This is a genomic window from Bacillus sp. C-3-6, from assembly GCF_054509685.1.
The window spans coordinates 361,845-377,789 of sequence record NZ_JBSSBE010000002.1 but is presented as its reverse complement, the minus strand read 5'-3'; the positions used below and the strand labels follow the sequence as shown (position 1 = coordinate 377,789).

At 35.2% G+C, this 15,945-nt stretch carries 11 protein-coding genes and 1 pseudogene; 3 read left to right on the top strand and 9 right to left on the bottom strand.

What is annotated here, in order from left to right:
• Positions 1-68 precede the first annotated feature (68 nt).
• The 4 genes from iolD to iolG all read right to left on the bottom strand — a co-directional run bounded on the left by iolD (position 69) and on the right by iolG (position 5,826).
• Positions 69-2,003 (bottom strand): 3D-(3,5/4)-trihydroxycyclohexane-1,2-dione acylhydrolase (decyclizing), encoded by a 1,935-nt coding sequence (gene iolD, locus ACW0JX_RS28630; RefSeq protein ID WP_459245866.1) that lies wholly within the window; start codon positions 2,001-2,003, stop codon positions 69-71.
• Positions 2,004-2,157: 154 nt separating this feature from the next.
• Positions 2,158-3,621 (bottom strand): CoA-acylating methylmalonate-semialdehyde dehydrogenase, encoded by a 1,464-nt coding sequence (locus tag ACW0JX_RS28625; protein WP_459245865.1) that lies wholly within the window; start codon positions 3,619-3,621, stop codon positions 2,158-2,160.
• Positions 3,622-3,698: 77 nt separating this feature from the next.
• Complete coding sequence (gene iolC / locus ACW0JX_RS28620) at positions 3,699-4,697, bottom strand: 5-dehydro-2-deoxygluconokinase (protein ID WP_459245864.1); 999 nt, start codon at positions 4,695-4,697, stop codon at positions 3,699-3,701.
• A 103-nt stretch (positions 4,698-4,800) separates the two neighbouring features.
• Positions 4,801-5,826 (bottom strand): inositol 2-dehydrogenase, encoded by a 1,026-nt coding sequence (gene iolG / locus ACW0JX_RS28615; RefSeq protein ID WP_001101870.1) that lies wholly within the window; start codon positions 5,824-5,826, stop codon positions 4,801-4,803.
• A 493-nt stretch (positions 5,827-6,319) separates the two neighbouring features.
• Here iolG and ACW0JX_RS28610 point away from each other — a divergent pair, with 493 nt between their 5' ends.
• The gene (locus ACW0JX_RS28610) at positions 6,320-7,600 is read left to right on the top strand and encodes an MFS transporter (protein ID WP_459245863.1); all 1,281 of its coding nucleotides are present in this window, start codon (positions 6,320-6,322) and stop codon (positions 7,598-7,600) included.
• Positions 7,601-7,688: 88 nt separating this feature from the next.
• Here ACW0JX_RS28610 and ACW0JX_RS28605 read toward each other — a convergent pair whose 3' ends face one another.
• Both ACW0JX_RS28605 and tnpB read right to left on the bottom strand, forming a co-directional pair.
• Positions 7,689-8,690, bottom strand: coding sequence for a LacI family DNA-binding transcriptional regulator (locus ACW0JX_RS28605; RefSeq protein ID WP_098568344.1), 1,002 nt, complete (start codon positions 8,688-8,690; stop codon positions 7,689-7,691).
• Between the two features lie 678 nt (positions 8,691-9,368).
• Positions 9,369-10,490 carry an IS200/IS605 family element RNA-guided endonuclease TnpB gene (gene tnpB, locus ACW0JX_RS28600; protein WP_459245862.1) on the bottom strand — a complete coding sequence of 374 codons (1,122 nt, stop codon included), beginning with the start codon at positions 10,488-10,490 and terminating at the stop codon, positions 9,369-9,371.
• A 482-nt stretch (positions 10,491-10,972) separates the two neighbouring features.
• Here tnpB and ACW0JX_RS28595 point away from each other — a divergent pair, with 482 nt between their 5' ends.
• Positions 10,973-11,269 carry a hypothetical protein gene (locus tag ACW0JX_RS28595; RefSeq protein ID WP_050844914.1) on the top strand — a complete coding sequence of 99 codons (297 nt, stop codon included), beginning with the start codon at positions 10,973-10,975 and terminating at the stop codon, positions 11,267-11,269.
• Between the two features lie 243 nt (positions 11,270-11,512).
• On the opposite strand, the gene ACW0JX_RS28590 is transcribed toward ACW0JX_RS28595, so the two are convergent.
• The gene (locus tag ACW0JX_RS28590) at positions 11,513-11,677 is read right to left on the bottom strand and encodes a hypothetical protein (RefSeq protein WP_459245861.1); all 165 of its coding nucleotides are present in this window, start codon (positions 11,675-11,677) and stop codon (positions 11,513-11,515) included.
• Positions 11,678-12,149: 472 nt separating this feature from the next.
• On the opposite strand from ACW0JX_RS28590, the gene ACW0JX_RS28585 reads away from it, so the two are divergent.
• Positions 12,150-12,824, top strand: coding sequence for a hypothetical protein (locus ACW0JX_RS28585; RefSeq protein ID WP_459245860.1), 675 nt, complete (start codon positions 12,150-12,152; stop codon positions 12,822-12,824).
• Between the two features lie 87 nt (positions 12,825-12,911).
• On the opposite strand, the pseudogene ACW0JX_RS28580 reads toward ACW0JX_RS28585, so the two are convergent.
• A pseudogene (locus ACW0JX_RS28580) lies at positions 12,912-14,253 on the bottom strand (IS3 family transposase).
• A 1,143-nt stretch (positions 14,254-15,396) separates the two neighbouring features.
• Positions 15,397-15,717 carry a hypothetical protein gene (locus ACW0JX_RS28575; protein ID WP_459245859.1) on the bottom strand — a complete coding sequence of 107 codons (321 nt, stop codon included), beginning with the start codon at positions 15,715-15,717 and terminating at the stop codon, positions 15,397-15,399.
• Between the last annotated feature and the right edge of the window lie 228 nt (positions 15,718-15,945).

Here is a 15,945-nt window from a genome sequence, read left to right as displayed (position 1 = left end):
CTGTTCGTTAAAAAGAGAACTTCCTAGACAATATGCATGTAGATAAAAAGCTCTCTTTGTGTCCTAATCTAATATGATCTTGCCTTTTGCAAGTTACTTACTTTACTCTCATACGCGGCTTGTACACTTGGACTATTAGATACTTCTGCAACACCTACATGCCACCATGAATCGTATCCATTTGTCATTGTTTTTGGTAATACTTTAATATCAATTAATGTAGAAACTGTTTGTTTTTTCGCATCCTTAAGCGCTTCCTGTAATTGTTCCATTGATGTAACTTGATATGTTTTCACGCCATATCCAGCCGCGCTAGCTGCAAAATCAATTTTCATAATAGCACCGTTTAATTTACGAGTTTCCTGGTTTCGGTAGCGAAACTCTGTTCCAAAGCTCCCCATTCCATTGCCCATTTGTAAGTTATTAATGCAGCCAAATCCGGAGTTATCAAACAATAAGACGTTAATTTTTTTGTTTTCTTGAAGACTTGTGACAAGCTCAGAATGAAGCATTTGGTAACTGCCATCCCCTACCATTGCATATACTTCTTTCGATGGTTCAGCGAGCTTTGCACCAAGTGCACCTGCAACTTCATAGCCCATGCAAGAGTATCCATACTCCATGTGATATGTATTAGGTTTTCTTGCTGCCCACATTCTTTGTAAATCACCCGGAAGACTTCCTGCCGCACCAACAATAATTGCATCTTCATCAAGTAATGTATTGATTTGTCCAATGACTGCGGTCTGTGTTAATTGTGTACCAAGTGCGTCTACATACTCATTTAAATTCTCATCGAAATGACCTTCAACTTCCGGCGTGAAACCTTGACCTGTAAAGCGAATATTATGTAGACGTTCTAATTCTGTTTCCCAAGCCTCTTTTGCATCATCAATTTCTACTGTGTAACTAGATTGATACTCAATTGCTTGCAGTTCATCTATTAGAGCGAGAAGCGCTTCTTTCGCATCTGCTATAACCTTTAATGCATCAAGTTTGTTCGCATGGAATTCCGAAATGTTGATGTTTAAAAACTCAACCTCTTTATTCTGAAACAATTGCTTAGATGCCGTTGTAAAATCAGTAAATCTTGTCCCAATTCCAATAACAAGATCCGCTTCCTTTGCAATTGTATTAGCTGCTAAATTCCCAGTTACCCCAATGCCGCCAAGATTATATGGATGATTGCTTTCTATCGCGCTTTTCCCAGCTTGCGTTTCTCCAAATGGAATGCGGAATGTTTCAGCAAACTGTTTGAGTTCTTCTGCCGCTTCTGCGTATCTTATACCACCACCGCAAATCATAACTGGCTTTTTCTTTCTCTTAATCATTTCAACCGCATCCGCTAAGCTGGCTTTGGTAGGTAGGCGACGCTCAATACGGTGAACGCGCTTTTGGAAGAAGTAAGTCGGAAAATCCCATGCTTCCCCTTGGACATCTTGTGGTAAGCAAATTGTTACAGCACCTGTATCTGCCGGATTCGTTAAAACACGCATGGCTTGAATCATAGCTGTCATCAATTGCTCAGGACGATTCACCCGGTCCCAATACTTACTTACTGCACGGAAAGCATCATTCGTAGAAATAGATAAGTCATGCGTTTGTTCAATTTGTTGAAGAACAGGATCAGGTTGTCTCGTTGCAAATACATCTCCTGGAAGTAATAAAACGGGAATATTATTTGCAGAAGCAGTTGCTGCAGAGGTAATCATATTTGCTGATCCAGGACCAACTGAAGAAGTACATGCCATAATTTGTTTTCTATGTTTTTGTTTTGCAAAAGCCATTGCAGCATTTGCCATTCCTTGCTCATTTCTCCCTTGATATACTTCTAATTCCCCTGCGTCTTCTTCTAAAGCTTGACCTAGACCTACTACATTTCCATGACCAAAAATCGTAAAGATTCCCTTAATAAATTTTTGTTGCTTCCCATCAAACTCTACGTATTGCTGATTCAAAAATTTCACCAAAGCTTGTGCTGTCGTCATTCTAATAGTTTGCATATTGTTTGCTCCTTTCTATCTCTATCAGTCATTCTGCATATGAAAAAGGAGTATCAGGAATTTGATAGACTCCTAATACTTCCTTCTTATGTTTTACTACTTCCGTTACTTTCGCTTACAAGCAACTAGAGAGATCCTACTTTTCTCTTCATGATTATTTTTCCCAACGAGATGTAAGCATTTTCTTTCTTGTATAAAACTCCACGCCGTCAGTACCATTCGCATGAAGATCACCATAGAAAGAGTCTTTCCAGCCAGAGAATGGGAAGAATGCCATTGGCGCCGGAACCCCAACATTCACACCTAACATACCTGATTCAATTGTTTCACGGAATTGACGTACACTTGCCCCGCTATCGGTATAAATGCAAGCTCCATTTGCAAAACGAGACTCATTGGCAATTTCAATCGCTTCATCCAATGATTTCACACGAATAATAGATAAAACAGGAGCAAAAATCTCATCTTGCCAGATTTTCATTTCTTTTGTAACATGGTCAAAGATTGTTGGCCCAACGAAGTAACCAGCTCCTTTTACAGCTGTATCTTCGCGTCCATCACGAACTAATGTAGCACCCTGTTCTACACCTGAATCGATGTAACCAATTGTGCGCTCTTTATGGTTATCACGAATAACTGGTCCTAAAAATACATCTTCATCAAGACCATTTCCAATGACAATTTTGTTCGCTTCTTCTACTAGTCTTCCAACTAATTGATCTGCAATTTCTTCTTCTACTGTTACAACAGAAGCAGCCATACAACGCTCACCAGCTGAACCGAATGCAGCACTAATAATTTGCTTTGTTGCTAGTTCAAGATTCGCATCATTTAATACAATGGAATGGTTTTTCGCACCTGCTAATGCTTGCACGCGTTTTAAGTTTTCTGTTCCTTTTTTGTATACATATTCTGCGACAGGCTGAGAACCTACAAATGAAATTGCCTTCACTAATTTATGTTCCAGAAGACCATTTACTACATCGTGTGCGCCATTTACGATATTTAATACACCTTTAGGTAAACCAGCTTCTGCAGCTAATTCTGCTAATTTTGCTGCTAGAAGTGGTGTACGCTCTGAAGGTTTTAACACAAATGTATTACCGCAAGCAATCGCAAGTGGGAACATCCAGCATGGAACCATCATTGGGAAGTTAAAAGGTGTAATCCCGCCTATAACACCAATTGGGTAACGATACATACCAGACTCAATACCTGTCGCAATATCAGGAAGCTGTTTTCCCATCATTAATGTAGGAGCACCTGCAGCAAACTCCACGCACTCAATACCACGAAGAACTTCACCGTAAGCCTCGTTATAGCTTTTTCCGTTTTCGATCGTAATTAGTTTCGCTAACTCTTCCCAGTTATCTACTAGTAATTGTTGATATTTAAATAGAATACGAGCACGTTTTGGCACAGCTGTTTTGGACCAAGATTTGAATGCTTCATTTGCTGCTAATACAGCTTGTTCAACATCTGCTTTTGTTGAAAGTGGTACCTGGGCGATTACTTCTCCTGTTGCAGGATTATATACAGCTTCCATCTTAGTTGAAATGGATTCTACCCATTCGCCGCCAATGTAGTTTTTTACAATTTGTGCTGTTTGTACTGTCATATTCATTCTCTCCCTTTTATGTAATGTAGAAGCGTACATAAGATACGCACTTACTTGATTACTCATTTATGATGTTTTTATACAATTTCCTCAGCCGTTTCCATGAATGCTGAAATCTCTGCCCTTGTTGGCATTGCATCCGAACAGCTATGTTTAGAAATAACAATCGAAGCAGAAGCACCACCTAATCGCATCGCCTGAGGAATTTCAAGCCCTTGCATTAGGCCATAAATAAACGCAGAAGCATACGAGTCACCGGCGCCAAACGTCTTTAATACCTTTGTTTTAAAAATACCGCCTCGGTGTGATTGACCGTCTCTCGTATAAGCGATTGACCCATCCCCGCCGTGCTTAATTACGACGATTTTCGCATGATGAGAAAACCATCTTTCAGCTGTAACTTGGTCATTAGATTGTTCATAGTTTAATAGTTTTTCCATCATATCGAACTCTTCACGCGTCCCAATAATGACATCCGACTTTTCAGCCGCTAGATTGTAATACACAGCCGTTTCAGCTTCTGACTGCCATGTATAAGGGCGGTAATCCACATCAAAAAATACGACTACATCATGTTTACGCGCATATTCTAGCGCTAAAAATACCGCCTCGCGAGAAGGACTTTTCGCTAAAGCTGTTCCTGAAATTAAGAGAGCTTTTGATTGCTTAATATAGTCCTCAGATACTTCTGTTGGATCAAGATTTAAATCTGCGACATTGTCGCGATACATTAAAATACTGCAATCTTCAGGGCTTTTAATTTCTGTGAAAGCTAAACCTGTCACTGCACCAGTGTGATCAATACATATCTGATCTGTATTAATATTGTTGTCCTTTAAGTACCCTGTAATAAAGCGGCCCATTTGATCATCGGACACTTTACCGATAAATCCTGTTTGTAAGCCAAGACGCGCTGCACCAATTGCGATATTCGCAGGAGATCCCCCCACATACTTAGTAAACGTTCTTGTTTCTTCCATAGGACGTTGTGTTTCATTGGCATTTAAATCAACGCATAAACGTCCAACTGCAATTAGATCTACTGGACAATCTTCTTTAAAAATAAGTGGATTCATTGTTATTACCTCCTATGCTTTATGAAAGAGTGAATGATATGGTTCATATTTTTATAAACCTAATATTCATAACTCTTTATCTTTCTAGAAGTAAGCGCTCTCTTTATTGATTTAATGCAGGCTGTTTATGTTCAATTTGTACAGGTTTTCCTGTTAGTAAGGATTCCTTCGCAGCCTTCGCGATTCGCTCTGCTTGTAATCCATCATTACCACTGCAAATAACAGCTTGTCCTTCTATAATTGACTTTGTAAATTGTGTTACTTCCTCAATGTAAGCTTGCGTGTAGCGCTCTAAGAAGAAATACAGCGGCTTGTCTTTTACAACACCTTCTGTTTTTGAAACTTGTACTGTTGTCGGACAGCAATTATCCGCAGCGACCGCTCCTTTTTCACCAAACACTTCAAGACGCTGGTCATATCCATAAACCGCTTGGCGGCTATTATCAATTACCCCTAAAGCTCCATTCGCAAATTTCAATGTGACAATTGCTGTATCAACATCATTTACTTCCTGAATGGATGGATCAATTAATGTTGTGCCATATGCAAATACTTCAACGACTTCACTATTCATCACATAACGAGCCATATCAAAATCATGAATCATCATATCCATAAACAATCCGCCTGAAGAGCGAACATACTCTATACTTGGTGGTTGTGGATCTCTAGACGTAATTTTTAAAATATGTGGGTGTCCCACTTCTCCTTGTTGAATAAGATCATAGACTTTTCTGAAGTTAGGATCGAAACGACGATTAAAACCTACTTGAAGAGATACCCCTTGTTCTTTTACTACTTCTAATGCATCTAATGTTTCTTCTACAGAGAAACTAACAGGTTTTTCGCAGAAAATATGTTTTTTCGCAAGAGCCGCTTCTTTTATAATTTGCGCATGTGTATTTGTTGGTGAACAAATAAAGACAGCATCAATTTCTGGATCTGCTAATAAATCCTGATAGTTTGTAGTCAGAGTGGAAATCCCTTTATCCTCAGCCCACTTTTCTAGATGACTAATCACTACATCTGAAACCGCTTTAATTTTTACTTGTGGCATCAGCTGCAAGTTATCAACATGCAGTTTCCCAATTCGTCCAGCCCCAATAATTCCAATCGTTAAAACATTCATATGATTTCTCCCTCTTTATTTAAATTTAAGAAAAAAAATGAAAGTCTATAAGGTTTAGCCTAATAATTTTAGTTAAGCGCTTTCCCTATTTTTCTTCATTATACACACTTGATTCTAAATTGAAAACATTTTTATTTTTTTGAACACTTACCTTTTCATCCGAATTTTAAGTTCCTTCAATAAACGTATTACATAAAAATAAAGAATAATAATTAGAAATAAATAATCTAAAAAGCTATAAATATATTCTTTTAAAATACTGATATAACAAAGAAAACCAAGCCTTTTAAATAGTAACCCCCATCTATAAGGTATTTCTTTCTTCTCATACTCACTATTATTTTATTGTCCAATAAGTAAATAGAATGCCTCTATAAAAGAAAGTTGTAAATTGTCGAAAAATTAAATTGACGACCTCACAATGTAAGCGTATACTTTTTTTATCAAAAATAATTAAGCGCTTAACCAAAAATAACTTATCGGTGGTGGGAGAATGAACGCTATTAGTTCAAGCAAAACATTTATGGACAGGATTGGTATCCCTTCTAATTTAACTTGGGGATACATAGGAATTATTGTTTTTATGATTGGGGATGGTTTAGAACAAGGATGGTTATCCCCTTATCTCGTTGAGAAAGGCCTAACGCTAGAACATGCTGCTTTCTTGTTTACTATTTACGGAATTACTGTATCTGCTTCTTCTTGGTTTTCGGGGGTATTTGTACAAATGTGGGGACCAAGGAAAGTCATGACTTTTGGTTTAGTATCATTCATTCTAGGTTCTATTGGGTTCATAGGTATAGGTATTCAACATATGAATTATCCAGTAATTATAATTTGCTATGCTCTACGAGGATTTGGTTATCCCTTATTTGCTTATTCTTTCTTAGTCTGGGTATCATACAGTACTCCGCAGCAAATGCTTTCAAGAGCAGTTGGCTGGTTCTGGTTCGTATTCCAGCTTGGGCTTAGTGTTATCGGGGCCTTTTATTCTAGTTATATGGTTCCTAAAATCGGAGAAATCGCTACTTTATGGAGCGCCTTAATTTTCGTTGTCGTCGGGGGATTATTCTCTATTGTTGTAAATAAGGACAAGTTTAAAGCACAAACCGTAAGCGCTAACAAATCAAGTGAGTTACTAAAAGGCATTACCATCGCATTTGAAAATCCTAAGGTTGGTATAGGCGGTATTGTAAAAATTATAAATTCGGCCGCTCAGTTTGGATTTGTTGTTTTCCTGCCTACTTATATGATGAAATATAATTTTACGATGACTGAATGGCTTCAAATTTGGGGTACTCTATTCTTTGTAAATATGGTGTTTAATATTATTTTTGGTATTGTTGGAGACAAGTTTGGTTGGGTAAATACAATTAAATGGTTCGGAGGAGTCGGTTGCGGAATTGTAACTCTTGCACTCTATTATGTACCTCAAATGGTGGGGCATAATTATTGGGCTATATTATTTGTTGCCTGTTGCTACGGAGCAACACTTGCCGGTTATGTACCGCTTACAGCATTAGTCCCATCTTTATCTCCTGAAAATAAAGGAGCTGCAATGTCTGTCTTAAATTTAGGGTCAGGATTATCAGCATTTGTTGGGCCATTAGTAGTAACTGCCTTCATCGGGCCATTAGGTGTTGGCGGCGTGATGTGGATCTTTGCCGGTTTGTACTTCTTTGGTGCATTTCTAACTCATTTCCTTACTATTCCAAAGGAGAATGAGATGAAGCAGGATTTAAATACGAAAAGCGGCGAGCAATTCTCAGTATAAACTCTAAATAAAAAGAAGGTCATCATAACTGTACATGGTTACGATGACCTTCTTTTCGTTACATTCAAATAGGCTATTAAAAAAGTTTTCATGTAATATCCTTTACTGAGGATCTCTCTACTAACTGAGGAATAATAGTAATTTTTTGCTTAGCATGTTCCTTCATTTCCATCGTTTTTAAGAGTTGTTCAAACGTACAAGCTGCCATTTGTTTAATTGGCTGTTCAATCGTCGTTAACCCAGGATCTGCAATCTCAGCATAGATTGTATTATCAAATCCGATAATTGATAAATCTTCTGGAATTGAAAGCCCTTGTTTTCTTGCTTCATTCATAAGGCATATAGCAATCAAATCTGTACAAGCAAAAACTGCTGTAGGCCTGTTAGGCAAATGAAGTAATTCCTTACTTGCACGTTTACTATCTTCCACTGTCGAATAGCAGCTAATGATAGCCTCATCATCTAACGGGATCCCTGAATCCGTAAGCGCTTGTTTGAAACCATTCAATCTGCCTAAGCTACTTTTTCTATCCTTCTCCATCATAATCGTTAAAGATGTATGGCCTTTTTGCGTTAGATAACTTCCAGCTAGGTAGCCTCCCCTCATATCATCAGTTGTCACAACATGAGTTGTGATGGAAGGATGATCTACTGTAAATAGTACAAGCGGCAAATCTCGATTCACTATTTTTTTAACTAGTTTATAATCATTTAATTCCGTTGCAATAATAATGCCATCTACTTGCTTTTTAAATAGTAAATCAATGTATTCGTGCTCACGTTTTGTTTGATGGTCTGTACTACATAAAATGAGTGTATACCCTGATTCTCGTGCACTATTTTCAAAAGCTCTTGCTACTTCTGCAAAAAATGGATTTGAGATATCTGGGACAAGTACCCCAATCGTATATGTTTTTTTACCTGTTAACGCTGCTGCTACACTACTTGGCTGATAATCTAATTCGTCCATTACCTGATTTACTTTGTTTATTGTTTTTTCACTAATACGCCCTGTTTGATTAATTACCTTGGATACAGTTGCTATTGATACACCTGCTTTTTCCGCAACATCATAAATTGTTGGTTTCACTTTAATTGTCCCTTCTTAATCATCTTTTTCTATATTTTATCATAAATATATTTTGCTTCTTGGTACACAAATGGAATTCTTTTAAAATTTGTAAGTATTTCTATCTTATAGCGTAACGCTTCATACTTACGAGCTAATCAACCTTGATAAAGCACCGGTAGAAAAGTATTTGACTAATTTGATTATTAGACATTTAATATCCACATGCAAGACACTACAATATTACTCATAAAATTATGTAATACAATTGACTACATCTTAAGTCGCTAAAAAGAATTATCTCCTTTATTTTTTATCGTCACCCTTCCATAGTACCTCCATATGTTGTATAGAGATATCTCCTTCTACATTTCATTGATGCCTCTTTCAAGTCCTAATACACACCTTAAAAAGAGCACTTTTAAAAAGTGCTCTTTTTACTTTGCATGTCACTCATCCTACAATGAAGTAAGATCTTAACTTATGAATAATTTATTGAACCCCTGCTAATAATATAAATAAATTGGTAATAGCCAATCTGTATCCATAATGAATCTCTAATTTTCTTGAATTCTCCCTGAGGCAAGGCGGCTATTTTTTATAGCTGCCTTTCTTGTATGAATTTTGAACTACCCCCACTTTCACTTTGTTTAGAAGTGAGGGATTCCTAAGTAAAGAGTTCTATCGAACTCTAATTGATTAGGCTAACCCCGCAGTCCTTGCGGTTAGAAGCCTTATCGCTTCATTCTTTATATTGATACTTGCGTTAATATCCCTATCATGGTGTATACGACAAGAAGGACAGTCCCATTCACGTAGGTTTAAATTTTTAACGTCTTTATTTTGATATCCACAACAAGAACATAATTGGCTGGAAGGAAATGTTTTTGATACGACAATGACTTGTTTTCCATACCATTTTGCTTTATATTCCAACATAGTTCGAAATTGTGACCATGATACCTCACTAATTGCTTTTGCTAACTTATGATTCTTTAACATATTCGATACTTGCAAATCCTCTATACCGATAACATCGTGGTTTTTGATGATTTCGGTTGAGATTTTGTCCAAGTAATCTTTTCTAGCATTTGATATGTATTCATGAATTCTAGCTACCTTGACTCGTTGTTTATTCCACCGAGAAGATCCTTTCGTTCTTCTAGAAAGAACACGCTGTGCTTTCGCCAACTTATCTTCTAATGATCGGAAAAACTTCGGATTTTTATAGGGTTTTCCATCTGACAAAATAGCGAAATCTTTTAGTCCTACATCTATTCCAATGTAAGAATGTGTTTTCGGAAGTTCTTGTACTTCTGTTTCAACTAATAGTGACACAAAATATCTGCCAGAAGGGCTTCGTCTAACAGTGGCACTTACAATACGTCCCTCTACTTCACGACTTTTGGCACATCGAACAAGGCCTAGTTTCGGCAACTTTATTTTGTTCCCTACAACGGCAATATTTTCATTTGTTTGTTTTGTGGTATAAGATTGTACGTTGTTCTTCTTAGATTTAAAGCGCGGGGCGCTGTTTTGTTTTTTGAAAAAGCGCGTATAAGCATCCGCAAGGTTGCGAACAGACGACTGAATCGCAATACTATCCACTTCTTTGAGCCAAACAAAATCTTTCTTCATGGCAGGGAGTTTGGCAGAGCATGTACCATAGGTCAAGCCTTGCCCTGTCTCTTTGTATGCGTGATCCCATAAGGATAGGAAATGATTGAATACAAAGCGGGAACAACCAATCGTTTTGTTGATTAGAATGGCTTGTGCTTGATTTGGATAGATACGAAACTTATAGGCTTTATTAATCATCATTTCATTCACCTCCATTTCGGTATATAACTATTATAAACCAAACGTACATTCGATAGATAGTGAAGTAATACTTTCTATATGTCGAACAATTAAGATGGCTTCCTGCCATCCCTTGTTCGAAGCCAATTCATCTCCCACCTACTCCTGGGCTGTTGCCCTTCACACACTCCTTGAGGAAGGAATCTTCTTGGCTAAAATGATAAATATATGCACATACTATTAACGGAAGGCTTGAATCATTGTCATTGAAAATGTTCAGCACTTCCGCTCCTTAAGAGAACAGTCTACGCAACTGTTCTCTTTCCTATTTCCTTTTTTCACGCATATAATCTGACAAACATTATTAACTCTCCTACAATCAATCGCATTGCAATATTTTCAATATTCCCTCAACAAATTCTCAATATTTTTCATGGACAACAGCACACTTTCTCAACGGTTTTAATATCTTAATATTAGATACTCAAAGGAGGTGTTGAAAAATGACTTGGTTCATTATTTTAGGATTTATGCTTATTTTAATAATAAGCGGTTTTCATGCACATAGTATTCATATCGTTTTCAAAATAGGTTCAGATACAAAAGCTGTGCCAAGTTGGTCTTTCGTTAATAAAATAAACTTCCAAACATTAAAAGAATTAATAAAAGGACTAAATAAGGATAAACTTAAAATCCTTACAATAGGAGAACTTGTTATTCCTTTAAGTTTCTTTAATAGATTATTTAGCAAAACATTAATTTTTCTATTCCTATTCTTTTACTCTCAATACTTAAACTAACGTAATTTAAGATCAGTTAAAGAATAACAATCACTAAGCTTAGCAAGCCAACAATCGATCGCCTATGATGAACTGGACCTGAAGAATTAAACAAAAAATTAAGCGGCTGTTTGAATGTGAGTCCGGTATTATACTGGACTCATTCTTTTTAACTGTACTTTGATTTTTTTCTATTGTAATGAACTATATAATTATCTAATACTATCTTAATCTGTTCCATACCCTCGAATTTTGTAAGATAAATTACTTTTGCTTTGTCTTGTTCTGTAATTCCATCTCTTTTTGAACGAAGGCCTTTAACTTTTTTAAGTAATCAATTTCCATACGTAAACATTCATTTTCATCTTTTAATGTCTCTATAGCCTCTTCAATAACTGCATTATCTAACTTCGATCTTGTATTTCCCATAGCTGGATCCCCTTTCTTCTTTTATATAGGAAATCCATGTCTTATAAATCATATATTCCCCTTCATCTACGAACTATTTCAATGAATTCCTTAACAAAAACGTTTCATTTATTTCCTTTGTTTTTAATCCACTTCTAAACATTTCAGAAATACCCTTTGAAAAATCCCGCTATATTCATTCCATAGTTCTCTCCCCTAAATGAATCCTAGTACATATTATCCCCAACACATTGATGGGTTTTAATTGTATTTTTAACAAAATCTTCTTATATTTAAATAGACATGCCACTTTAATCTGTCAACTCCACCTATATTGATAAATATAAAAAAACAAATTTATTTGACATTTTGGTGACTTCTAACAGGAAAATATATACATTAAATGAAACCTGATATATCGTTAATTTGTAAGTTGTAGTTAGTTGGCCAACTTTTCATACAATTTAACAATTTAAAATATGGGGGATCTAAAATGAATCAAGTATTATGGAAAAGTAAGAAAAAAATGATGTATCTAGTTGGTTCACTTCTAATTTCTCTATCAATGTTTTCAACTACTAGTTTTGCAGCTACAGAAGGCGCTGTAAAAAGTGTTACAAATAGTACTTATACCGGGATTGCAGCTGATATAAATCTACCAAAATCAGTTGTTGTTAAAGATGGGTATGTAAATTGGTATTTAGGTATTGGAGCATCTAAAGTTGAGGGTGGTATTTCAAAAACACCAAGTGGATATAAAGTATTTCTTAATTCAGGATATAATGAATCAGGTCAAAACAGTAAATATTGGAACACACAATATGACACATCAATTAAAGATGGTGATCGGGTAAACCTTAAAATAATTAATAACGGAAATGGTACGGTTACTATGTATGTAAATGGAAGCCCTAGATATGCAAATCAGCCTGTATATGGCTCATTTTCTCAATACGAACCAGTAAAAATGGTTCAGGGTGTTGAAGATACTGGACGTAACTCCTTTAGCCAAGCTAGCTTTTCAAATGTACTTCTAAGAACAGATACATCTGGATCTACCTACAAAATTTGGAACGGTTCAATTTCTTCCTCATTTTCTAAACACGGTACTTATGGTAACAATTTCACAGTTTATTCTCAAGTACCATTAAGCGCAAGTTTACGCTAAAGATGTTATGTGCATAATAATGTTTTTGTGAAAAAAAGTAGTTGCACTTTTAATCTGTACCCTTTGTAAAGGACATTTTGAAAAAAATTAAGCAACATCAAGAAGATGATTTCTGTATCCAACAGGAGTCATCTTTTTTAAATTCCATTGATATCTATAGTGATTATAATACGTCATATATTTCTTAATCTCTTGTTTCAATTCATTAAAAGACGCGCAAGGTTTTATATGAGCTTCATCTTTCAGATGACCAAAAAACGATTCTTGTGGGGTGTTATCTCAACAGTTGCCTTTTCTTGACATGGATTGTCCAAGGTTTAGCTTTTTGACTAGCTTTTGATAGGTAGAGCTTGTGTAGTGGGATCCTTGATCTGAATGAATATAAGCACCTTCAGTCAATCGAGTCCGCGGATTCCTTTTTAGTTTATGGAGAGTTGTCGTTACGAGCTCTAATGTCATCTGTTCTGAAACATGGTAAGCTAAAATTTCATTAGTTGAGCCGTCTAAAATTGTAGATAAATAGGCCCTTTGATTCTTACCGTAAACTAAATAGGTAATATCTGCAAGAAGTGTTTTCCCTGGGGTATTTTGTTTAAATTCCCGATTTAATTGATTCGGTACTATTCAATGTTCTTTTGTAGCTTTAAGCATTCTTTTATAAGGATTCGCTTTGCGAACCGGACAGACAATCTCGTATTTCTTCATAATTCTACGGATACGCTTTAAATTGTAGACAACTTGAAACTGACCCGCCAATGTCATCTTTATCTGACGAGCCCCCTCCTTTCTATTTCTAAATCGAAGTGCTTTTAATATGGTTTCCTTCAAGATTTCATCTCGATCACTCTTTTGTTTCCGTTGTTCTTGAGATGAAACTGAAAAGTAATTATAGTATCCCGAACGGGATACTATAATTACTTTTCAAAAATGACTGACCATATTCCTTAAGTTGTATTTCATGATGACAGAACGAATCAAGATGAATTTCTGACTAGGTGGTAGTGTTAGTTCCTTCTCATCCTCCCTTCCATAAGTTTGATTTTTTTAGCAATTCATTTTCCGCCTTTAGTAAGTTTCGTTCGGCTTCTAAACGGGCATACTTTTCTTCTAACGTAAGCTCTCTCTCAAGAGTTCTTCCAGCGTTTTCGATACGTGTATCCCTTAAACCCAATACACCATTTTTTCTATAAGCAGCACGCCATCTACTTCCCGATGACATAACTCGTTTCATTCCAATCATATCTATATCAAAACCACATTCTTCAAAAATATTTCGAGGTAGCTTTCCTTTTTCATTTTCCTCAATAAAAATATGCTTAAATTACTCTGTATAAGTGATAACTTTCTGACTTACAGATTTTACGTATAGGTTATTTGATAAAATTTGAATTTCTCTTTCTGTAAATAGCTTTTTTGTCATTTTCAACATTCTCCGATCCCAATTTTCCTTTTATTATACAAGAAATACCCTATAGAATAGACTTTTTTCAAGTGTCTATTCTATAGGGTACATTTTACTTTGCAGCTACTTTTCTATATGGATTAAATTATAATAAATATAGAAGCAAAAATAAATTACATCTTTCATACTTTAACTTCTTTGAATTCAATAACATCTGATCAAAGTTCCTCTTGTAGTAGCTAAAACATGTTTTACTATTAATGATGCTACTCTCCTCATTGAAACTTTAATTCCATCTCATTAATTTATCATTTTAGCCAAGAAGACTCCTTCTTCAAGGAATGCGAAGTGAGTAGGTTGGAGATGAATTGGCTAAAATGATAAAACCCGTTTGGTAAAAAAACCCTTCACAATTTGTAAAGGGGTCAGTATACATTGAAAGGGTGCTTCCATTTTAATATGTAAAAGAAAAGACTTGTATTGATAAAATTAACCTTTTTATTTTTAAAGTTTTTAATTCACTATAAATAAATTATTAGGATTAAATTCATCCTATACAGAGTTTTTGTATTCTTCACTATATATGATAAATCATAATTTTGAGTGTAAACTGTTGCATCCAACATTTTATAATCTTCTATATTCATTAATATAGAAACCCTAATTACAGGAAAAAGGGAAGAATGTTGGTGGCTCCTCCCTTTTTGCTTATTTTTTAACGATCTAATGTTTTATTCTATAGTCCAAACTATTTTTATTAATGAAACCTACTGAAATTCAAATATACACAGCTTGAGTTAGCAAACAAGAAATAAACACTTCATTATTATTTCTGCTATATTTAGAAGGACTCTTTTCTAATACAATAAGAAAACCAAAAAGAACTTGTAGTGATTACTACAAGTTCTTTTTGGTTTAAAGCAAATATATGTGATACATAGAATATCTCATTATTTATAGCGCGGAAAACATATTGATAAGATTTGATTTCATTTTATAACAACTTCCAATGTTTGTAATTTTAAATTTACGCTATTTAAGAAGTGAAGATAATATATTATTTCTCATCCTTAAAAGTAATAATTATTTATTTTGTACAAACAATTTAAAACAATATCTATATCACAATAAATTATGAAAATTGTAAGTATAGATAAAGAAATGAAAAAATTAACGTTTTACAACGAATGTATATACACCACTTAAATCTCCATTAGATTTGTAAGCTGCTACTTGGGCTGTCCCTTCCCCTATAGTTGTGACCTTATTTCCGGAAAGAGAAACTACGTTGCTTCCATATAGGATGCTAAAACGTGAACCAGTCATATAGTAAGTACTATTAAGACCTAACGAAACAGTAGTATCTCTTGGTTGAACAAAGTTTGATACTTCATTTTTGACCATTGCTGGTTTTTCAGCTGCAAGTACACCTCCAGCACCAGATAACATAATACCAGTAGATACAGCTCCTATTACTAATTTCTTCAACATAAAAATCCCTCCTATTAAATAATCAGAACCTTCCTTTATTTCCGAAGGTTCTGATTAGAATTATACAATATAATCCAATATAATTATTTAAATATGCAATTTTACATATGTTAAAATTTTGTGACTAACCTTTGATCATCTATGTTTTAGTTAAGTTAGGAGATAGTTAAGGAAAGGATGGTGTTATTTCTATTAGTTCTTTAAAGTCATAAAAGTTTATTAGTAGTT

Coding starts and splice junctions, on each gene's coding strand:
- iolD (WP_459245866.1), bottom strand. CDS start 2,003: ATGCAAACTATTAGAATGACGACAGCACAAGCTTTGGTGAAATTTTTG.
- ACW0JX_RS28625 (WP_459245865.1), bottom strand. CDS start 3,621: ATGACAGTACAAACAGCACAAATTGTAAAAAACTACATTGGCGGCGAA.
- iolC (WP_459245864.1), bottom strand. CDS start 4,697: ATGAATCCACTTATTTTTAAAGAAGATTGTCCAGTAGATCTAATTGCA.
- iolG (WP_001101870.1), bottom strand. CDS start 5,826: ATGAATGTTTTAACGATTGGAATTATTGGGGCTGGACGAATTGGGAAA.
- ACW0JX_RS28610 (WP_459245863.1), top strand. CDS start 6,320: ATGAACGCTATTAGTTCAAGCAAAACATTTATGGACAGGATTGGTATC.
- tnpB (WP_459245862.1), bottom strand. CDS start 10,490: ATGATGATTAATAAAGCCTATAAGTTTCGTATCTATCCAAATCAAGCA.
- ACW0JX_RS28595 (WP_050844914.1), top strand. CDS start 10,973: ATGACTTGGTTCATTATTTTAGGATTTATGCTTATTTTAATAATAAGC.
- ACW0JX_RS28590 (WP_459245861.1), bottom strand. CDS start 11,677: ATGGGAAATACAAGATCGAAGTTAGATAATGCAGTTATTGAAGAGGCT.
- ACW0JX_RS28585 (WP_459245860.1), top strand. CDS start 12,150: ATGAATCAAGTATTATGGAAAAGTAAGAAAAAAATGATGTATCTAGTT.
- ACW0JX_RS28575 (WP_459245859.1), bottom strand. CDS start 15,717: ATGTTGAAGAAATTAGTAATAGGAGCTGTATCTACTGGTATTATGTTA.